19 protein-coding genes and 1 pseudogene are annotated in these 19,848 nt (G+C 73.0%); 10 read left to right on the forward strand and 10 right to left on the reverse strand.

Annotated elements, in window-relative coordinates; genetic code table 11:
• The first annotated feature begins 1 nt into the window (after nt 1).
• Nucleotides 2-1,360 (forward strand): alpha,alpha-trehalose-phosphate synthase (UDP-forming), encoded by a 1,359-nt coding sequence (locus NRK68_RS15345; protein WP_257856011.1) that lies wholly within the window; start codon nt 2-4, stop codon nt 1,358-1,360.
• Nucleotides 1,361-1,493: 133 nt separating this feature from the next.
• Here NRK68_RS15345 and otsB read toward each other — a convergent pair whose 3' ends face one another.
• Genes otsB through NRK68_RS15360 form a run of 3 tightly spaced genes read right to left on the reverse strand, consistent with a single transcriptional unit; the run spans nt 1,494 to nt 3,964 of the window.
• Nucleotides 1,494-2,342, reverse strand: a complete 849-nt coding sequence (gene otsB, locus NRK68_RS15350) for a trehalose-phosphatase (protein WP_183067935.1) — start codon at nt 2,340-2,342, stop codon at nt 1,494-1,496.
• A 39-nt stretch (nt 2,343-2,381) separates the two neighbouring features.
• On the reverse strand, nt 2,382-2,618 hold the full coding sequence (locus NRK68_RS15355) for a DUF3263 domain-containing protein (protein WP_183067937.1): 237 nt from the start codon (nt 2,616-2,618) through the stop codon (nt 2,382-2,384).
• Between the two features lie 47 nt (nt 2,619-2,665).
• Nucleotides 2,666-3,964, reverse strand: coding sequence for an extracellular solute-binding protein (locus NRK68_RS15360; RefSeq protein WP_257856012.1), 1,299 nt, complete (start codon nt 3,962-3,964; stop codon nt 2,666-2,668).
• 176 nt (nt 3,965-4,140) lie between these two features.
• Between NRK68_RS15360 and NRK68_RS15365 the strand changes: the two genes are divergently transcribed.
• From NRK68_RS15365 to NRK68_RS15375, 3 genes are all read left to right on the forward strand, one after another.
• On the forward strand, nt 4,141-5,073 hold the full coding sequence (locus tag NRK68_RS15365) for an ROK family protein (RefSeq protein ID WP_257857861.1): 933 nt from the start codon (nt 4,141-4,143) through the stop codon (nt 5,071-5,073).
• A complete protein-coding gene (nagA, locus tag NRK68_RS15370) occupies nt 5,073-6,236 on the forward strand; it encodes an N-acetylglucosamine-6-phosphate deacetylase (RefSeq protein WP_183067939.1) in 1,164 nt (387 codons plus the stop codon). Before NRK68_RS15365 ends, nagA begins: the two co-directional genes overlap by 1 nt.
• Before the next feature lie 100 nt (nt 6,237-6,336).
• Complete coding sequence (locus NRK68_RS15375; RefSeq protein ID WP_183067940.1) at nt 6,337-7,257, forward strand: 1-phosphofructokinase family hexose kinase; 921 nt, start codon at nt 6,337-6,339, stop codon at nt 7,255-7,257.
• A gap of 21 nt (nt 7,258-7,278) precedes the next feature.
• Here NRK68_RS15375 and NRK68_RS15380 read toward each other — a convergent pair whose 3' ends face one another.
• A complete protein-coding gene (locus NRK68_RS15380; protein ID WP_183067942.1) occupies nt 7,279-8,301 on the reverse strand; it encodes a CBM35 domain-containing protein in 1,023 nt (340 codons plus the stop codon).
• A 68-nt stretch (nt 8,302-8,369) separates the two neighbouring features.
• Nucleotides 8,370-10,100: a diguanylate cyclase CdgB gene (cdgB, locus tag NRK68_RS15385; RefSeq protein WP_257856013.1), complete on the reverse strand. Its 1,731-nt coding sequence runs from the start codon at nt 10,098-10,100 to the stop codon at nt 8,370-8,372.
• Between the two features lie 301 nt (nt 10,101-10,401).
• Here cdgB and NRK68_RS15390 point away from each other — a divergent pair, with 301 nt between their 5' ends.
• Nucleotides 10,402-10,968 carry a flavin reductase family protein gene (locus tag NRK68_RS15390; RefSeq protein WP_183067946.1) on the forward strand — a complete coding sequence of 189 codons (567 nt, stop codon included), beginning with the start codon at nt 10,402-10,404 and terminating at the stop codon, nt 10,966-10,968.
• Nucleotides 10,969-11,138: 170 nt separating this feature from the next.
• On the opposite strand, the gene arfB is transcribed toward NRK68_RS15390, so the two are convergent.
• Nucleotides 11,139-11,564 (reverse strand): alternative ribosome rescue aminoacyl-tRNA hydrolase ArfB, encoded by a 426-nt coding sequence (gene arfB / locus NRK68_RS15395; protein WP_045323070.1) that lies wholly within the window; start codon nt 11,562-11,564, stop codon nt 11,139-11,141.
• Between the two features lie 156 nt (nt 11,565-11,720).
• Here arfB and NRK68_RS15400 point away from each other — a divergent pair, with 156 nt between their 5' ends.
• Nucleotides 11,721-12,296 carry a TerD family protein gene (locus NRK68_RS15400; protein ID WP_030031143.1) on the forward strand — a complete coding sequence of 192 codons (576 nt, stop codon included), beginning with the start codon at nt 11,721-11,723 and terminating at the stop codon, nt 12,294-12,296.
• Nucleotides 12,297-12,397: 101 nt separating this feature from the next.
• Nucleotides 12,398-12,922 carry a GNAT family N-acetyltransferase gene (locus NRK68_RS15405; protein ID WP_257856014.1) on the forward strand — a complete coding sequence of 175 codons (525 nt, stop codon included), beginning with the start codon at nt 12,398-12,400 and terminating at the stop codon, nt 12,920-12,922.
• A gap of 89 nt (nt 12,923-13,011) precedes the next feature.
• Here NRK68_RS15405 and NRK68_RS15410 read toward each other — a convergent pair whose 3' ends face one another.
• Complete coding sequence (locus NRK68_RS15410) at nt 13,012-14,424, reverse strand: M1 family metallopeptidase (protein WP_257856015.1); 1,413 nt, start codon at nt 14,422-14,424, stop codon at nt 13,012-13,014.
• 32 nt (nt 14,425-14,456) lie between these two features.
• Nucleotides 14,457-15,017, reverse strand: a complete 561-nt coding sequence (locus NRK68_RS15415) for a GlcG/HbpS family heme-binding protein (protein ID WP_183067949.1) — start codon at nt 15,015-15,017, stop codon at nt 14,457-14,459.
• 451 nt (nt 15,018-15,468) lie between these two features.
• Between NRK68_RS15415 and NRK68_RS15420 the strand changes: the two genes are divergently transcribed.
• The 3 genes from NRK68_RS15420 to NRK68_RS15430 are packed head-to-tail and all read left to right on the forward strand — an operon-like array spanning nt 15,469 to nt 17,831.
• A complete protein-coding gene (locus NRK68_RS15420; RefSeq protein ID WP_183067950.1) occupies nt 15,469-16,662 on the forward strand; it encodes a sensor histidine kinase in 1,194 nt (397 codons plus the stop codon).
• Complete coding sequence (locus tag NRK68_RS15425) at nt 16,659-17,282, forward strand: response regulator (RefSeq protein WP_030663223.1); 624 nt, start codon at nt 16,659-16,661, stop codon at nt 17,280-17,282. Before NRK68_RS15420 ends, NRK68_RS15425 begins: the two co-directional genes overlap by 4 nt.
• Nucleotides 17,283-17,327: 45 nt before the next feature.
• Nucleotides 17,328-17,831: a hypothetical protein gene (locus NRK68_RS15430; RefSeq protein ID WP_183067951.1), complete on the forward strand. Its 504-nt coding sequence runs from the start codon at nt 17,328-17,330 to the stop codon at nt 17,829-17,831.
• Nucleotides 17,832-17,875: 44 nt separating this feature from the next.
• Here the strand turns inward: NRK68_RS15430 and NRK68_RS15435 are convergent.
• Nucleotides 17,876-18,871 (reverse strand): annotated as a pseudogene (locus NRK68_RS15435) (glycoside hydrolase family 26 protein); the annotation flags it as partial.
• 281 nt (nt 18,872-19,152) lie between these two features.
• The gene (locus tag NRK68_RS15440) at nt 19,153-19,827 is read right to left on the reverse strand and encodes a pentapeptide repeat-containing protein (RefSeq protein ID WP_183067953.1); all 675 of its coding nucleotides are present in this window, start codon (nt 19,825-19,827) and stop codon (nt 19,153-19,155) included.
• Between the last annotated feature and the right edge of the window lie 21 nt (nt 19,828-19,848).

A 19,848-nucleotide genomic window follows, 5' to 3' on the forward strand; every position in this document is an offset into this window, starting at 1 on the left:
CATGGCTTCTCAGGTACTCGTCGCGGCGAACCGCGGCCCGCTCTCCTACGCCCTCGCCGCCGACGGCACGCTCAGCGCCCGGCGCGGCGGGGGCGGTCTCGTCTCCGGCCTCTCGGCGGCCCTCTCGGAGCAGCCGGAGGCGCTCTGGGTCTGTGCGGCGCTGTCGGACGCGGACCGGGAGGCGGTCCGCCGGGACGTCTCCGAGCCGGGCGTCCGGATGCTGGACATCGATCCCACGATGTACGACGACGCGTACAACGGCATCGCGAACTCGGTGCTGTGGTTCACCCACCACCACCTGTACGACGTGCCGCGGGAGCCGGTCTTCGACGCGGAGTTCCGGCGCCGGTGGGGCGGCTACGTGGCGTACAACGAGGCCTTCGCCCGCGCCCTGGCCGAGGAGGCCGCCGAGGGCGCCCGCGTGCTGGTGCAGGACTACCACCTGGCGCTGGTCCCGGGGCAGTTGCGGGAACTGCGGCCGGACCTGCGGATCGGGCACTTCACGCACACGCCGTGGGCGTCGCGGGAGTTCCTGGACATGCTCCCGGCCGACGTGCGTGAGCAGTTGGTGCGGGGAATGCTCGGGGCGGACGTGGTGGGCTTCCACACCCGGGCCTGGGCGGACGCCTTCATGGGCGCCGCGCACCTGGACGACGAACGGCGCGTGGCCGTGTACCCGCTGGGCGTGGACGCGGACGAGCTGCGGGCCCTCGCGCGCCGGCCGGAGGTCGACGCGAAGCTGGCGGAACTGCGGGCGGAGATCGGCGACCGCAGGACGATCGCCCGGGTGGACCGGACGGAGCTGTCGAAGAACATCCTGCGGGGCCTGCTGGCCTACCGGGAGCTGCTGACGGTCCACCCCGAGTGGCGCGGCCGCGTGGTGCACCTGGCCTCGGCGTACCCGTCGCGGCAGGACCTGAAGGTGTACCGGGACTACACGGCGGCCGTCTCGGAGCTGGCCGCGCAGATCAACGCGGAGTTCGCCGCGGAGGACTGGCAGCCGGTGCTGGTGTCGGTGAAGGACGACTTCGCGCGGTCGCTGGCGGTCTACCGGATGGCGGACGTGGCGCTGGTGAACCCGGTGCGGGACGGGATGAACCTGGTGGCCAAGGAGATCCCGGTGGTGTCGGAGGCGGGCTGCGCGGTGGTGCTGTCGACGGGGGCGGGGGCGTACGAGGAGCTCCGCCGGGACGCGCTGACGGTGAACCCGTACGACGTGTCGGCTACGGCGGAGGCGTTGCACGCGGCGCTGTCCATGCCGGATGCCGAGCGGGCGGACCGCACCAAGCGCCTGGCGGCGGCCGCGACGGCCCTTCCCCCGGCCCAGTGGTTCAAGGCCCAGCTGTCGGCCCTGGCCTGACAGATTCAGCCTGGCTCTGCCCGGACCCGGTCCTCAAGCGCCTGACGGCTGGAAAGCCCAGCCCCTCCGGCGATTGAGGAGCGGGGGCTCGGGCCAGCGCCCCCGCAGCGGCGGCGCGCCCGGCGGCGGAGGGTCAGGCCCGCAGGGCATCGGCCAGGGCGGCCAGGAAGGCGGCGACCGCGCCCGGTCCGGGGAGGACCAGGTCGGCCCGGGCGGCGAGCTCGGGGACCTCCGCCGAGCCGCTGCACACCAGCAGCCCCGGCAGCCCGTCGGCCCTGCGCTTCTCGACGGCCGAGTACGCGGCGAGGTCGCCCAGGTCGTCCCCGGCGTACAGCACCGTCTCCGCGTCCCGCTCCGCCAGGAACTCCGTCAGGGCGACGCCCTTGTCCATGCCCGGGGGCCGCAGCTCCAGTACGGCCCGCCCCGGCTCGACCATCAGCCCGTGCCGGGCGGCCAGGTCCGTCAGGGGTTCCCGCAGCGCCGCGAAGGCCGCCGCCGGGTCCTCGGCCCGCCGGGTGTGGACGGCGAGCGCCCGGCCCTTCTCCTCGATCCAGGTGCCGCGCCAGGCCCCGATCGAGTCCAGGAACCCGGGCAGCTCGGCCCGTACGGCCGCCACCCCGGGGTGCTCGGCGGGGGCGTGGACTATGCCGGTCACGGCGTCCCAGCGTTCGGCGCCGTAGTGGCCGAGGACCACGAGGTGTTCCAGCCCCGGCACCCCGGCGAAGCCGCCGTAGCGGACGGCGACACCGGCGGGCCGGCCGGTGACGACGGCCACCGAGTCCACCTCGGGGGCGAGGGCCGAGAGCGCCGGAACGGCTTCGGGATGGGCCCTGGCCTGGTCCGGGTCCGGGACGATGTCGGCGAGGGTGCCGTCGAAGTCCAGGGCGACCACGGACCGGCGGGGTGCGCGAAGCAGGGCTTCGAGTCCCTCGCGTCCGGCTGCGGTGACGGGCATCGGCAGGTCGTGCGGATGGCTCCCCATACGCACGACCCTAACGGCCCGGCGGGGCGACGGCTACGGCTATCGCCGGGCTCGCTGGGCTTCGCGGATCCTTCGCAGCCGGTTGACGGTGCCGGGGGCGTGGGCCAGCGCGCGCGGATCGTCCATGAGGGCGTTGAGCAGCTGGTAGTAGCGGACGGGGGTCATCCCCAGTCCTTCGCGTATGGCCCGTTCCTTGGCTCCGGGCCCGGGCCAGGTGCGTCCCTCGTACGCGAGCACCGCGGCCTCGGTGGCCGTCAGCCGCCCCTCGTCCGTCATACCGCCAGATTAACGCCGCCCTCTGACAGAGGGCGGCGTCCCCCGGGTCAGCGCGGGTCCGCCGCGCGTGCCGCCGTGGCGATCTCCTCCAGCACCTTGGCGGGCTGCCCGCCGGGCTGGACGGCCTTGCCGATGTTCTGCTTGATGTCCTCGCTGACACCGGCCCAGGACTTCTTGCCGGCGGGGTAGAGCCGCGAGCTGGGCAGCGCCGTCAGGAAGGGCTTCAGCTGGACGGCCGAACCGCTGGTGGCGCCCTGCTTGGCCAGGTAGCCGCTGGTGGTGGCGGGCAGCAGGTCGTACTTCTCGGTGAAGGCCGTCACGTTCTTCGGCTGGTACAGGTAGTCCAGGAACTTGCCGGACTCGGCGCGGTGGCCGTTCTTGAAGGCCATGACCCAGTCCGCGACGCCCATCGCCGGCTGCGGGGAGCCGTCGGAGGTCGGCAGCGGCACCATGCCGAACTTCACGCCCTTGGCCTCGGCCTGCTTCATCAGCGTCGGGTGCCCGTTGAGCATGCCGACCTCGCCCTTGGTGAAGGCCTCGAACGCGGCCTGGCGGTCCAGCTTGCCCGGCTCGACCGGCCCGGTGAGGCCCTGGCCGACCATCTTGTCCCGCAGGAACTCCAGCGACTTGACGTTGTCGGCGGAGTCGATGGCGTAGCCCTCCTCGTTGTCGGTGTAGCCGCCACCGCCCGCGAGCATCCACATCATCGTCTCGGCCTGCGCCTCCTCGCGGCCCAGCGGCAGCGCGAAGGGGGTGGGCACGCCCGCGCCCTTGAGCTTCTTCGCCGCGGCCTCCAGCTCGGCCCAGCTCTTGGGCTGCCAGCCCTTGGCGTCCTTGCCGATCACGCCCGCGTCGGCCAGCAGCTTCTCGTTGTAGAAGAGCAGCCGGGTGCTGGAGACGAAGGGCATGCCGTACTGGGCCTGCTTGACCTTTCCGGCGTCCGCGAGGGGGGCGAGGAAGTCGGCCTCGGTCTTCACCGAGAGCAGTTCGGCCGTGGAGTACAGCTTGCCGGCGGCCGCGTAGTCGGCGTAGGCACCGATCTGGGCGATGTCGGGGGCCTTGCCGGCCTTGACCATGTCGGCGACCTTGGCGTCGACCTCGGACCACGAGTAGACGTCGACCTCGACCTTGATGCCGGGGTGGTCCTTCTCGAAGCCGTCGGCGAGGCCCTTCCAGTAGGCCGCCGAGGAGTTCTGCGGATTGTCCCCGTAATCGGCCGCCACGACCCGCAGGGTCACCTCGTTGTCTCCGGTGAGTCCACCGACGGCTCCGCAGCCCGTCAGCGTCACCGCGGTCAGGCACAGCGCGGCGCCGGACGCGGCCAGGCTCTGGTAACGGCCCTTCACAGGTATCGATCCACCCCTTGTTGTACGTACGATCCACGTAAGGTCTACACCACTTTGGCGGCTCGTCCACATCCGGCTCCCCACCAGGGCGCCCGATTTGTATGGTCACTCAACAATCCCCCTCATTGGACTAGACCTTTCGCCCCCGAGCACGCGAGACTGTCTCTGTGAAACCCGTGAAACACGTCATCGCCCTCGATGTGGGCGGCACCGGGATGAAGGCCGCCCTCATCGCCGAGGACGGCACCCTGCTGCACGAAGCGCGCCGCGCCACCGGCCGCGAGCGGGGCCCGGACGCCGTCGTCGAGACGATCCAGGACTTCGCCGCCGAGCTGCTCGACACCGGCCGGGAACGCTTCGGACGGGCCGCCTCGGCCGCCGGCGTCGCCGTCCCCGGCATCGTCGACGCCGAGAACGGCATCGCCGTCTACGCGGCGAACCTCGGCTGGCGCGACGTACCGCTGCGCACGCTCCTCACCGGGCGCCTCGGCGGCATCCCCGTGGCCCTCGGCCACGACGTGCGCACGGGCGGACTCGCCGAAGGACGCATCGGCGCCGGCCGGGGCGCCGACCGCTTCCTCTTCGTCCCCCTCGGCACCGGCATCGCCGGCGCCATCGGCATCGCCGGCCGCATCGAGGCCGGCGCGCACGGGTACGCGGGCGAGATCGGACACATCGTGGTGCGCCCCGGCGGCCCCGACTGCGGCTGCGGCCAGCGCGGCTGCCTGGAGACCCTCGCCTCCGCCGCCGCCGTCAGCCGCGCCTGGGCCGCCGCCTCCGGCGACCCGGAGGCCGACGCCGCCGACTGCGCCAAGGCCGTCCGGTCCGGTGACGCCCGCGCCAGCGAGGTCTGGCTGGCCGCCGTCGGAGCCCTCGCCGACGGGCTGGTCACCGCGATCACCCTGCTGGACCCGCGCACGCTGATCATCGGTGGCGGGCTCGCCGAGGCCGGGGAAACCTTGTTCACACCACTACGGAAGGCCGTGGAGGAGCGCGTGACGTTCCAGCGGCTCCCCCACATCGTGCCGGCGGCCCTCGGGGACACCGCCGGCTGCCTGGGCGCAGGGCTGCTCGCCTGGGACCTACTCGCCACGGAGGTACCGGCCTGATGTCCGGAAGCGCACACGGCACTGTTCTCTCCGGCGCCAGGGTGGTGCTGCCCACCGGGACCGTGGCGGGCGGCCGGGTCATCGTCGACGGCGACCGCATCGCCGGGAGCGCCCGCGAGGGCGCGGAGATCGTCGACCTGACGGGGCACTGGATCGTCCCCGGCTTCGTCGACATGCACAACCACGGCGGCGGCGGCGCCTCGTTCACCTCCGGCACCGCCGAGGACGTGCTCCAGGGCGTACGCACCCACCGCGCGCACGGCACCACCACCCTGGTCGCCTCCACCGTCACCGGGGACCTGGACGAACTGGCCCGGCGGGCCGGGCTGCTGGCCGAGCTGACACAGGCGGGCGAGATCGCCGGCATCCACTTCGAGGGGCCGTTCATCAACCCCTGCCGCAAGGGTGCCCACAAGGAGGACCTGCTCCGCGACCCCGACCCGGCCGAGGTCCGCAAGCTCGTCGACGCGGCCCACGGCGCCGCCCGCATGGTCACCCTGGCCACCGAACTCCCGGGCGGCCTGGACTCCGTACGGCTGCTGGCCGAGCACGGCGTGATCGCCGCGATCGGGCACACCGACGCCAGTTACGAGCAGACGCGCGCCGCGATCGACGCGGGCGCGACCGTGGCCACCCACCTCTTCAACGCGATGCCCGCGCTCGCGCACCGCGAACCCGGCCCGATCGCCGCCCTCCTGGAGGACGAGCGGATCACCGTCGAGCTCATCAACGACGGCACGCACCTGCACCCCGCGGCCCTCGAACTGGCCTTCCACCACGCGGGCGCACACCGCGTGGCGCTCATCACCGACGCCATGGACGCGGCCGGTTTCGGCGACGGGACCTACCACCTCGGCCCGCTGGAGGTCGAGGTCAAGGACGGTGTGGCGCGCCTCGTCGAGGGCGGCTCCATCGCCGGCTCGACGCTCACCCTGGACACCGCCTTCAAGCGCTCGGTGACCCTCGACAAACTGCCGGTGGAGTCCGTGGTCCAGGCGATCTCCGCCAACCCTGCCAAGCTGCTCGGCCTGTACGACCAGGTCGGCTCACTGGAGCCCGGCAAGTACGCGGACCTCGTCGTCCTGGACGCCGCCTTCGACGTCAAGGGCGTCATGCGGCGCGGCGAATGGATCGTCAGCCCCGCCGTCCGAGGGCAGCTCTGACGGCCAAGCGGCTGGCGCAGCCGAGGCGGTCGGCCCGTGGGACTGGGCCGACCGCCTCGTGTTTGGCATGATCCCGGCAGCAACAGACCCGGGGGTGCCCATGATCCTGACCGTGACGCTCAACACCGCACTCGACGTCACCTACCGCGTGCCGCGGCTGCTTCCGCACGCCTCGCACCGGGTCACCGCCGTCACCGAACGGCCCGGCGGCAAGGGGCTCAACGTCGCCCGCGTCCTCGGCGCGCTGGGCCACAAGGTGACGGCGACGGGCTTTGCCGGCGGCCCGGTCGGCTCCGTCGTGCGCCGGCAGCTGGCGACCTGCCCCGCGGTGGTGGACGCCCTGCTCCCCTGCGAGGGCCCCTCGCGCCGCACCCTGGCCGTCGTCGACGAAGCCTCCGGCGACACAACGCAGTTCAACGAGCCGGGGCCGCTCATCACACAAGCGGAGTGGTCGCGGTTCCTCGCGCACTACGAGGAGCTGGTCGCCGGGGTGCGGGCGGTGGCCCTGTGCGGCAGCCTCCCGCCGGGCGTGCCCGTGGGCGCGTACGCCGTACTCGTACGGGCCGCCCGCTCGGCCGGGGTCCCCGTCCTGCTGGACACCAGCGGCGAGGCCCTGCGCCGCGCAGTCGCCGCCCGCCCCGAGATCATCAAGCCGAACGCCGCCGAACTGGCCGAGCTGACCGGCTCCCGCGACCCCCTGCCCGCCAGCCGCGACGCCCGCCGCCGCGGCGCGCACGCGGTGGTCACCTCGCTCGGCCCGGCCGGCCTGCTGGCCGCCACCGCCGAGGGCACCTGGCAGGCGGCCCCACCGCGCCCGCTGTCCGGCAACCCCACCGGAGCCGGCGACTCCGTCGTCGCGGGCCTGCTGTCCGGCCTCGCCGAGGGCCTGGACTGGCCGGACCGCCTCAGCCGCGCGGTCGCCCTCTCGGCGGCCACGGTCCTGTCCCCGGTGGCGGGAGAGTTCGACCCCCGCACCTACGAGGAGGTACGGGGGTCGGTGAAGGTGACACCCGCCGCCTAGAGGGCGGCAGCTCCGGCCGGATCAGCCCTGTTCCAGCCAGAGCTGGTCGAGGACGACGTCGCACTGGTTGCCCGCCTCGCACGAGATCTTGATCGTGTTGGCGCCCTGCTTGAGGTCCACCAGCGAGTAGGTGTTGGTCCAGCCCTTGGCCCAGTCGCCGGGGGCGGCCTTGGAGAAGTTCGCCATGTTCACCGGCCGGGTCTGCGCCTCGCCGTTGACGGTCAGCGTGGTGTTGGCGTCCTTGCCCGGCACCCCGTAGGTCATCTTCAGCTTGTACTTGCCCGTCTTGGGGACCTCCACCGACCAGGTGGCCGCCGCACCCACCGCGTTCAGGCCCGTCACGTACTGGCCGTTCTCGCTCTTCGCACCCGGCAGCGTGTTCTGCAGGTTCGCACCGCCCGTGAGGGACATGCCGCTGCCGCCGAAGTCCGCCTTCGGCAGCTGGACCTGCGAGGGCTTCGCGCTCGGGGTGGGGCTCGCCGGGTCCTGCGGGGCCGACGACTGCTGGCCGCCGCCGGTCGCGGTGTCCTTGCCCTTGTCCTCCGGCTTGTCCTTGTCGCCGAAGGCGAGGGCCGCGCCGATGCCGATCACGACCGCGCCGACCACCGCGACGGCCGCGATCAGCAGACCGCGCCGGCTGGAGGCGCCGCCGCCGTGCCCGCCGTGCCCGCCGGGGTGCCCGATCGTCTGGGTCTGCTGCACGGACTGGGGCTGCTGCGGAACGCCGTAGCCGCCCGCCTGCAGCGCCTCCGGCGCCTGGTACTGGGCCTGGTAGCCGGGGTTCTGCTGCTGGGGGACGGGACCGCGCTGGCCGCCGTTCCTGCGGTCGCCGACGGTGCGCACCTGGTGGTGCGAGGTACGGGGGACGCCGGGCTGCGCACCGGGGTGACCGCCGACCGACGCCCCGGGGTAGCCGTATCCGCCGCCCGACGAGGGCGGGGTGGCGCCGGCCGCCTGGCCATCCTCGTAGAGATAGCCGAACGGATCATCGTCCTCGGGCTTGTTCGCCCCACCGTGCGAGCCGTTGTTCGCGGGCGTCGTCATCGCAGGTCACTCCTTTCGACCCCCGGGAGCCTACCCCGAACAGGTGCACACACGGGTGACGGACCGCCTCAGCCGGCCCTGCGGTGCGCCTTGGAGCGGGACCTCTTCTCGATGTACATCCGCTGATCGGCGGAGCGCAGCACCTCGTCGGCCGACATGCCGCAGCTGGCCCAGCCGATGCCGAAACTGGCGCCTACACGCACCGCACGGCCGTCCACACGGATCGGCGGGATGATCGCGTTGCGCAGCCGGACGGCTAGGTCCGCGGCGTCCGCGGCACCGAGCCCGTCCGCCAGAACGACGAATTCGTCACCACCCAGCCGAGCGACGGTGTCACCGTCCCTGACGCCCGTCGTCAGCCGCCGGGCGACCTCGATCAGGACCGCGTCACCCGTGTGGTGCCCGAACCGGTCGTTGATCGACTTGAAGCCGTCGAGGTCGCAGAAGAGCACCGCGAGCCCCTTCGTCCCGTCGTCGACGTCGGCCGCGGGCGCCACCGTGTGCACGTGGTGGTCGTACGGTCCGTCCGTCGGGGCGGTCGGCGCCCCGGGGAAGTCGAAGGGATCACCCCCCGGGTACCGGTCGGGGCCGTCGGGCTGGAAGCCGTGCTCTCCCCCGCCGCCCACCTCCGCCCGCACCTCGTGGCCGTCGTGCCCGCCGTGCGCCTCGCGCCCCTCGAAGGCCGCGTCCAGGGCCTCGATCGCGCTGGCCCGCGCGGACTGAGGCCTGCGGCACAGCCGCGCCCCGAGCCGGGCCCGCAGCTCGGCGCTGTTGGGCAGGCCGGTCAGCGAGTCGTGGCTGGCCCGGTGCGCGAGCTGGAGCTCGTGGCGCTTGCGCTCCTCGATGTCCTCGACGTGCGTGAGGAGGAAACGCGGCCCGTCGGCGGCGTCCGCGACGACGGAGTTGCGCAGCGAGACCCATACGTAGGTGCCGTCCCGGCGGCCCAGCCGCAGCTCGGCGCGGCCGCCTTCGGCGGAGGTCCGCAGCAGGGTGCCGATGTCCTCGGGGTGGACCAGGTCGGAGAAGGAGTAGCGGCGCAGCACGGAGGCGGGGCGGCCGAGGAGCCGGCACAGGGCGTCGTTGGTGCGCAGCAGCCGGCCGTGCTGGTCCCCGCCCATCTCGGCGATGGCCATGCCGCTGGGCGCGTACTCGAAGGCCTGGCGGAACGACTCTTCACTGGCGCGGAGCGCCTGCTGCTCGCGTTCCAGCCGGACCAGGGCGCGCTGCATGTTCGCGCGGAGCCTCGCATTGCTGATCGCAATCGCCGCCTGGAAGGCGTACATCTGGAGCGCTTCGCGGCCCCAGGCGCCGGGCCGGCGGCCGTTGCGCGGTCTGTCCACCGAAATGACACCCAGAAGTTCCCCGCCGGACGCATACATGGGGGCGTAGAGCCGGTCCTCGGGGTGCCACTCGTCCTCGAAGCGCGGATCGGGCCCGTCGGTGTGCCACTGGGGGACGTCGTCCTCCAGGAGGACCCAGCCCTCGGTGTGCGGGATGAAGCGGAGCCCGTCCCAGCACTCACCCATCGTCAGACGGCGTTCCCAGGAGGCGCGGGAGCCCACGCGACCGGTGATGAGCGCCTCGGCGGCGGGGTCGCCGGCGAAGGCGGCGACGACGAGATCCCCGTCGGGGCGAACGAGGTTGACACAGGCGAGCTCATAGCCGAGGCCCACGACGATGCCGTCCACGACGGTCTGCAGAGTGTCCGCCAGGCTGCGGGCCGTGTTGAGATCGGCCACCACCCGGTGCAGCTGCCGCAGGGTCGCAAGACGGACGTACGGCTCCGACTCGGTCTCCATTGCTCGCTCTCCCCGAGACCTCGACAGCAACTCCAGGTTTGTCATCGGCGTTTCGTTGCGGTGTCCCGTCCACTGAATCACAGTGAGCTGTGCGGCAGGTACACAGGGTCAACAAATCTTGCCCTCTGTGACTCAAGTCACATGAGATGAATAACGGTGCGCGCTGGGACGGTTCGGACTGGGAGCGCTCCCCCTCATTCTCGTGAGCAAACGATACGCCCGGGCCTAGGCCGAGGGGCGGGGGCGCGACTCGGACCAGGGCCCGATGTGCCGTACGGGAGGGCGAGATTAGCGTTTCCGTGTGCTGAAGACGACCCCCGTACCCGCCCCGCCCGCCGCGAACCCCCATGCTGAGGGGGTGAGCAATGACGAGTTCCGCGCCGCGATGTCCCGGCTGGCGGCGGGCGTGTGCCTGATCACCGCGCACGAGCCCCCGCTGACGGCCGACGGGCCGCGCGGCGAGGACGTCGGCATGACGGCGACCGCCTTCCTGTCCGTGTCCCTGGACCCGCCCCTGGTCCTGGTGAGCCTGCGCGAGGGCTCCCGCATGGACGACCTGCTGGCGGAGCAGCCGCTGTGGGCGGTGTCGGTCCTCGCCGACCACCAGCTCCAGACCGCCGGCCGCTTCGCCATGAAGGGCCGCATCAGCGACCGGCTGCTCTTCGCCGACCTCCCGTACGAACGCGGCGAGGCCTCCGGCGCGCCCCTGCTCAGCGGCGCCCTCGCCACCCTGGAATGCCGTACGGAGAAGCGCATCGAGGCGGGCGACCACACCCTGGTGATCGGCCGTGTCCTGACGGCCTCCCTGCCGTCCCCGGACTCCTCGCCGCTGACGTACTTCCGCGGACGCTACCGCCACCTGGGCTGACCCGGCGCGCGGCACCCGGCACCCGGCACCCGGCACCCGGCACCCGGCACCCGGCACCCGGCACCCGGAACCTGCCACCCGGGCCGATCCCGGCGGATCCCGACCGGCACGCGGCACCCGCGGCCGGCCCCCGGAGGCCCGAGTCCCGGAACCCGCCTCTCGGGGCCGGGCTACCAGTCCCGGCCGGTCCGGCCCCGCTTGGTCTCGGCCCGCGCCTTCTTCTCACGCAGCCGCCGCTCGTTGATCCCCCGCGGGATCTTCGTCGGCCGGCGCTGCCTGGGCGGCGGCGCCGTCGCCTCGGCCAGCAGCGAGGCCAGCCGGACCAGCGCCATCTCCCGGTTGCGCAGCTGCGAGCGGTGCTCGGAGGCCCGTACGGTCACCACCCCGCCCACCAGCCGGCCCGCGAGCCGCTCCAGCGCCCGCTCCTTCCAGACCTCGGGCAGCGCCTTGGTCGCCGCCAGGTCGAACAGCAGCTCCACGCGCGAGTCCGAGGTGTTCACGTGCTGCCCGCCAGGCCCGGAGGACCGCGAGAAGCGCCAGGACAGCTCCCCCTCGGGGAGCACGACCGAACCGCGGATGACATAGGGACCAGGCATGCCCCTATGATCCGTGCCCGCCCGGCCCGCGTCACCCGCATTTGCCGTCACCCGGAATTCACACCGGGAACCCGAGCGGCCTCTCGTCGCGTTATAGAGGTCAGCGGTACTTTGACCGCCTGTACGTGCATGTCGGATGAGGAAAGGGACAATCCCATGGCTGTCAGCCTGTCCAAGGGCGGCAACGTCTCGCTCACGAAGGAGGCCCCGGGCCTCGCCGCCGTCACGGTCGGTCTCGGCTGGGACGTCCGTACGACGACCGGTGTCGACTTCGACCTCGACGCCTCGGCCATCGCGGTCAACGCCACGGGCAAGGTCGTCTCCGACGGCCACTTCGTCTTCTTCAACAACAAGTCCACCCCGGACCAGACCATCGTCCACACCGGTGACAACCGCACCGGCGAGGGCGCGGGCGACGACGAGGCCATCAACGTCAACCTCGCCGGCCTGCCCGCCGACGTGGACAAGATCGTCTTCCCGGTCTCCATCTACGACGCCGAGAGCCGCAGCCAGAACTTCGGCCAGGTCCGCAACGCCTACATCCGCGTCGTGAACCAGGCCGGCGGCGCCGAGATCGCCCGCTACGACCTCTCCGAGGACGCGGCGACCGAGACCGCCATGGTCTTCGGCGAGCTCTACCGCAACGGGGCGGAGTGGAAGTTCCGCGCGGTCGGCCAGGGTTACGCCTCCGGCCTCACCGGCATCGCCCAGGACTTCGGCGTCAACGTCTGAGTCCCCGGGTCCGCCGGGTCCGTCACTGACGGACACCGACGCGGGCGAGGCGAAGCCCCCTCCCGGCCGTCCGGGGAGGGGGCTTCGCTACCGTTCCGCAGGTGATCCTCCAACCGCTGGCCCCCGTGGACGGCGCCCTTCCCGGGCCGGTCCTGACCGAGATCGCCGCCCTCTACTCGACCAACCACGCCTTCTTCGAACTGAGCGGCGACTTCCCCGACCCGAACCGCATCACGGTCGAACAGGTCGCGGCCGCCCTCGCCGGCGAACTCGCCCACGACAGCGCCGAGATCCTGCTCGCCCGCAGCGCCGGCCGCCTCGTCGGCCTCGTCGCCACCCTCGCCCACAACCCGGCCGCCGCCCCCGGGGACGACGACCCCTGGATCGGCCTGCTGCTCATCGACGCCACCGCGCACCGCGCGGGACACGGGCGCGCCGTGGCCACCCTGGTCGAGGACCGCTTCCGCGCCGCCGGACGCACCGGCGTGCAGATCGCCGTACTGGACAACAACCCCAAGGGCCTGGCCTTCTGGCAGTCCCAGGGGTACTCCCCCGTGCGCCGCGCCAAGGACCTCGACATGGGCCGCGACTGCACCGTGCTGCGCAAACCCCTCGGCCCCGCGTAGCCGGGTCCGGTGCCGGGGCTGTCGCGGGCCTCCTCCGGGCGGGCCTCCCCCGGACGGGCCTCCTCCGGACGGGCCTCCTCCGGACGGGCCTACTTCGGGCGGGCCTTCCCGTACAGCCAGACGTCCCAGACCTTCTTCAGGTCGTGGCCCGTCCGCTCCTCGGCGTAGGCGGTGAAGTCGGCCGTACTCGCGTTCCCGTGCCGGTGGTCGGCGGCCCAGCCGCGCACCAGGCCGAAGAACTTCTCGTCGCCGACCTCCTGCCGGATCCGCTGCAGCACCATCGCACCGCGCTGGTACACCGGGCTCGCGGAGATGTCCTCCGGCCCGGGCGGGTCGGCCGGCGGGAAGGCGTCCCAGCCGGCATCGGCGGCCTCGTCGACGTCCGTGTCACCGGCCAGCAGCGCGTCGAAGTGCTCCTGCGCCGTCGGCCCGCCGTGGTCCTCGTCCCACAGCCACTCGGCGTAGGTCGCGAAGCCCTCGTTGAGCCACATGTCCTTCCAGCTCTTCGGCGACACCGAGTTGCCGAACCACTGGTGGGCCAGCTCGTGCAGCACCAGCGACTCGTCCCCGGGCGCCCCCGGGTACACCGGCTTGGTCTGCGTCTCCAGCGCGTAGGCGAGCGTCCCGGCGGGCAGCACGACCGCACCCGCCGTACCGAACGGGTAGGGGCCGAACCGCCCGCTGCCCCACTCCACCATCTCCGGCAGCCGCGCCAGCGTCGGCTCGCTCGCGGCCGCCTCCTCCGGCGACACCGCGTTGTAGACGGCCACCCCCGAAGGCGTCCGGCCCGTCGTCACCTTGTACGGGCCGACCACGGCAGTCGCCAGATAGCTGGCCATCGGCTCCGGGCTGTGCCACGCGAACTGCGTCCGCCCGTCCGCACCTTCGGTACGGAAACGCAACTCCCCGTTGGACACCGCCTCGTAGCCGCGCGGGACCCTGATCGTGATGTCGTAGGCGGCCTTGTCGCTCGGATGGTGGTTGCCGGGGAACCAGGTCATCGAGCCGACCGGCTCGCCGACGCCGACCGCACCGGCCTCACCGGTGATCCAGCCCTCCCGGGAACCGTCCGCGTCCGTGAGGGCCTTCGGCCTGCCGCTGTAGACGACCTCCGTACGGAAGACCCGGCCCTTCTTCACGTCGTCGGCCGGGCGCACCGTCAGTTCGTTCCCGGTCCGGTTGAACCGGGCCCCCTCGCCGTCGACGTCCACGCCCTCGACGTGCAGGCCGCTCAGGTCGAGGTTGAAGGAACTGAGCCCCTGTTCGGCGCGCGCGGTGATGACCGCCCTGCCGTGCAGCACCCCGTCGGCGGGGTCGTAGTCCAGGTCCAGCGCGTAGTGCTCGACCTGGTAGCCGCCGTTGCCGGCCTTCGGGAAGTACGGGTCGCGCAGCCCCGACGCGCCCGGCCGCCCCTGCACCGTGCCCCCCGTGCACGCCGTGGTGACGGCGAGCAGGGCGGCTACGGCAGGGGCGGCGAGGCGGGGAAGTGCGCGGTGTTCCACACACCCGATCCTAAGCGGGCAAAGCGCCCGTCCTACTTGCTCAGCGCGTCCACGCCGGCCTTGGCGAACTTCTCGTCCAGGTCGCCGCTCGGGGCGCCCGCCACACCGATACCGGCGACGGGAGCGCCGTTCACCTGGACCGGGGTGCCGCCACCGAGGAAGAGGGTGCCGGGGATGTCCTTCAGGTTCGGGGCCTGGGCCAGCCGGCCCACGAGCACCGAGGTCGGGGCGTTCCAGGACACGGCGGTGAAGGCCTTGCGCTCGGCCGACTCGTAGGACTGCGGACCCGCGCCGTCGCCGCGCAGGGTCACGATGGTGTTGCCGTTGCGGTCCACCACCGCGACGGACACCTTCTGGTTCTCCGCCGCGGCGGCCTGGAGCGCGGCCTGGGCGGCACGAGTGGCGGCGTCGACGGTCAGGTGGGTCGTCGTGGTGAAGTTCTTGTCGCTCGGGCCGTCCTTCTTCGCCGCGACGGCGGCGGCCTGGGCGGTGGCGCCGGCGGGGCTCGCGCTGGCGCTCACGGCACCGAAGGTTCCGGCGCCCAGGGCGACGGCGAGGGCGGTACCGGTGAGAACGCGGGTGCGGGTCTTCATCTCTGCTCCTGAGAACGGTGCCGCGGTGACGGCTTCGGATCGGTCGGTCCGGGCCGGGCGAACCGGCTCCTTCACTGCTCCAAGCCTGGGCCCCGGGCCCCCTCCACCCCGTCCCCGTACCGGCTCGCCCCGCCCACCGCACCGGCTGACCCGGGGGTCATCCGATCGGCCGATGCGCAGCGCCTCCGGCGCGGTATTTGCTGGTCGGACGGGGCATCCGACCCCGCCGGCACCATCCCAGCCCCGCCGCCCATCCCCGTCGGCACCATCCCGGCCTCGCCGGCGATCGAGGTGCGGGGTCCGGGGCGGAGCCCCGCTCTTCCAGCCCCGCCGGCCTATCCCAGCCCCGCCGGCGTTTGAGGCGCGGGGGCCCGGGGGCAGCGCCCCCGCAACGGCGCCGCACCCGTCAATGGCACGCGCCGCAGGCAACGGCACTGCGCCGCAGCCCACAATGGACGCACGCCCGACCAAGGAGCACCCCGTGACCCCCGCACCGCCGCGCGACGACACCCGAACCCTCGCGACGGTCGCCCACACCGCCTTCTTCCTCCTCCTCGGCGCCTCCGTGGCCCGTTTCCTGCTCCGCCACCCCGGCGAACCCCGCACCCCGTGGGTCATCGCCCTCAGCGTCACCCTCGCCGTGCTCTACGTACTCGGCCCGGTGCTCGGCGCCGCCCCCACCCGCCGCCGCCTCCTCTGGCTCGGCCTGGTCGTCACCACCTGGGTGGTCCTCGTCGTCCTCGCGCCGAGTTTCGCCTGGTGCGCCGTACCGCTCTTCTTCACCTCCCTGCGCACCCTCCCGCCGCGCGCCGCCATCGTCCTGGTGGCCCTGCTCACCGCCTTCGTCGTGACCGCCCAGATGGAGCTGTCCAAGTCCTTCGACCCCAACCTGCTCCTGGCCCCGCCCGCCGTCGCCGCCCTCGCCACCGCCGTCTTCGTCCACATGGAACGCCAGGCCCAGGCCCAACGGGCCCTGATCGACGACCTGATCCGGACCCGCCGGGAACTGGCCGCCACCGAGCGCCGCGAAGGCACCCTCGCCGAACGCCAGCGGCTGTCCATGGAGATCCACGACACCCTCGCCCAGAACCTGTCCAGCCAGCAGATGCTCCTCCAGGCCGCCGACCGCACCTGGGACACCGACCCGGCCATCGCCCGCGCCCACGTCCGTACCGCCACCGGCATCGCCGCACACGGCCTCGCCGAGGCCCGACGGCTGGTGCACGACCTGGCCCCGTCCGAGCTCGCCGACGGCGCCGGCCTCGCCGACGCACTGCGCGCCCTCGACGCCGGACCCGGCATCGAGGTCCGCTTCCACCTCGAAGGCGCCCCCACCCCGCTCCCGGACCGCGTCCAGTCCGCCCTGCTGCGCATAGCCCAGGGCGCCCTCGCCAACGTCCGGGAGCACTCCGGCGCCCGTACGGCCGCCCTCACCCTGAGCTTCCTCGGGGATCAGGTGGTGCTCGACATCGCCGACGACGGCCACGGCTTCACCGAGCCCCGCACCGACGCCGACCGGCGCGGCCACGGCCTCCCGGCCATGCGGGCCCGCGTCCGCCAGCTGGGCGGCACCCTGACCATCGAATCCACGCCGGGCGAGGGCACCGTCCTCTCCGCGGCCATCCCCCTGGAGCCCGCTCCATGACGACGATCCTGCTCTGCGACGACCACGTGGTGGTCCGCGCCGGACTCCTCGCCCTCCTCGGCAGCGAACCCGACATCGAGGTCCTCGGCGAGGCGGGCAGCGGCGAGGAGGCCGTCGCCCTGGCCGCGAAACTGCACCCCGACGTGGTCCTCATGGACCTCCAGCTCGGCGAGGGCATCGACGGCGTCGAGGCCACCCGCCGCATCACCGCGCTCCCCCGGCCCCCGCACGTCCTCGTCCTCACCACCTACGACACGGACGCGGACATCACCCGGGCCATCGGCGCGGGCGCCACCGGCTACCTCCTGAAGGCGGAACGCCCCGAGGAGCTCTTCGCCGCGATCCACTCCGCCGCCCAGGGCCGCACCACCCTCTCGGCGCCGGTCGCGAGCCGCGTCATGGCCCACATGCGCGGCAGCCGCCCCACCCTCACCGACCGCGAACTGGACATCCTCGGCCAGCTGGCCCGCGGCCTCGGCAACCGTGACATCGCCCGCGCCCTGTTCATCAGCGAGGCCACCGTCAAGACCCACCTGGGGCGGATCTACGACAAGCTCGGCGTCGACACCCGCGCGGGCGCCGTCTCCGTCGCGAAGGAACAGCGCCTCCTGCCCTCCTGACGACCCGGGTGGGGACCGCTGCGCACCCGTGACACCATCGGGTACGTGCTCGACATCGGCTACTCCCTCTCCCGGCGCTTCCCCGACCCCCCGCAGACCGACTACCGCTCGGCGGACGTCCACACGCTGCGGCACGACCTGTTCTGCGGGGACGTCTACCTCGCCGACACGAATTCGGACCGGGAAGTATCCACAGCCTGGGGATGGGTGCCCGTGCTGGACTTCGCCTGGGCGCTGTGCGACATCGTCGAGCAGCTCGACCAGGACCCGCGCGGCAGCCGCTCCGCCAACCGCCAGTACGCCGAGATCGACTTCACCGAGTCCACGGACCGCATGCTCTTCGAGCGCCGCTTCGGCTGGGTCGACGTCGAGGCCGACTGGATGCCGGCCGAGGAGGCCCCGCTGACCTTCAGCCACCGGCTGCTGCGCCGCGAGGCCCGCGACTTCCTGCACGACCTGCTCGCCGACCTGATCGACATGCACGACGGGCTCGCCGACAACCCGGCCATCTGGACCCTCCAGGCCCGCTTCCCGCGCGTCCCGGCCTGACCGCGACCGGGGTCACGGCAGGTCAGCGCCGGTCACGGCAGGTCACGGCCGGTCAGGAACTCCCGGAACACCGCCGCGGAACGCGGGTTCTGCCCGCACTGCCACACGCCGTGCGGGCAGTAGTCGGTGATGCTGTGGTACAGCGGCCGGTGCTCGGCGAACCAGGACAGCATGCCCCGTACGTACTCCGGATTGTCCCCGTGCCGGAACAGCCCCCATTCGGGGTACGAGATCCGCTTGCCGTGCGCCTTCGCGAAATCCACCTGCTGCTGGAGCCCGTAGGGCTGGCGGACCTGCTCCTCGAAGGTACGGCCCGGCTCCTGGTCGTAGGAGTCCATACCGAGGACGTCGACCACGTCGTCGCCGGGATAGCAGCTCGTCCAGGCGATCGCGTCACCCCCGCGGTTCGGGGCGTAGTCGAACCGGAACCGCTGCCCCTCCACCGAACGCATGGCCGCCACGATGCGCCGCCAGTACGCCTTCCAGTTCTCCGGGTCGGGACGGCACCGGTGGGTGTAGTTGAAGCCGTTCATCTCCCACCCGAGCACGATCACCGTGTCCGGCACCCCGAGGCCGACCAGCCTCCTGGCCAGCCGCCGGAAGTGCTCGTCGTTCGCACCGCGGGCGCCGGCACGGATCAGCTCCGCGACCCGGCCGTCGGGAACACCGGCCTCGTTGCGCTCCTGCATGGGCACGTTGAGGACGAACAGCCGATCGGCCCGCTCCCGCCGCCAGCGCGCCCAGCTGCGCAGGGAATCCGGTGCCCCCTCGATGTTCGCCCACGTGTCGCCGGGCAGATAGGTGTGCCCGGCGCGCAGCTCGGTGCCGCCGAGCCAGCGCGAAAGCTCCGCCATCCGCTCGACGCCGGGCGAGCCGTAGTGCAGATACGCGCCGACGGCCGTCCCCGAGGCCTCGCTCCCCGCACCTCCCGCGGCCCCCTCCCGGGACGGCCGCGCGTCGAGGACGCCCCCCACGACGAGCAGGGCGACGACCACCGCACCGGCGCAGGCACCCGACAGCCAACGACCCCGATGGGACATGACACCTCCACAGGCCTCGCGCACCGCTGCGCCTGCCAGCACGTTAGGCACCACCCCACCGAACCGCCCGCCCAACCACCCCCACACTCGCCCATTCGCCCCACCCTCCAGCCCCGCCGGCACCTCTCACCCCCGCCGGCACCTCTCAGCCCCGCCGGCACCAACTCAGCCCCGCCGGCGATTGAGGCGCGGGGGCCCGGGGGCAAGAGCCCCCGCAACGGCGCCGCACCCGACAACACACCCGCACCCGACCACCCACCGGCACCACCCCCGACGGCCCCCTACGAAAGCACCCGCACCCCCAACTGAACCGCGAGCGCCGGAGCCAGATCGAACAGCTGCGCCGGACTGATCACCGCCCCGGCCAGCGCATCCACCCCCCGCGCGATCTCCAGCACGGCCGCCTCCCGCAGGTCCACGTCCGCCATCCGCACCCCCGAGAAGTCCGCCCCGCGCAGCGCGCAGTCCCGGAACTCCACCCGCTCCAGCACCGCACCCCCGAAGTCCGGCTCCACCAGCACACACCCCTCGAAGACCACGTCGCGCAGCCGCGCCTTCCGCAGGTTCAGGTAATCGATCTTGCCGCCCCGGACCACCACCCGCTCCAGCACCGCCCCGTGCAACTGCACCCCGCCCAGGCGGGCGTCCACCAGCTCCACGTCCCGCAGCGACGCCCCCGACAGGTCGGTCCCCACCCCGCGGACCCCCTCCAGCACCGAATCCAGGATCCGCGCCTTCGCCAGGCCCGCCTCGTCCAGCGCGCAGCGCCGCACCGCGCAGTCCATGAACCGGGCCCCGACCCCCTCCTGCCCCGCCAGGTCCAGGTCCGCGAACTCCACCCCGTCGTAGTCCCCGTCCGCCTCCAGCTCCCGCCCTTCCCAGGGCGCCAGATCCGGCAGCCTGAGCTCCGGCCTGCGCGCCGCCTTCACCGACTGCTGCCGCTCGTTTCGCACCATGCCCCCATCGTGGCCGACAGC

The sequence above is a fragment of the Streptomyces yangpuensis genome (genome assembly GCF_024666385.1).
GTDB classification, from domain to species: domain Bacteria; phylum Actinomycetota; class Actinomycetes; order Streptomycetales; family Streptomycetaceae; genus Streptomyces; species Streptomyces yangpuensis.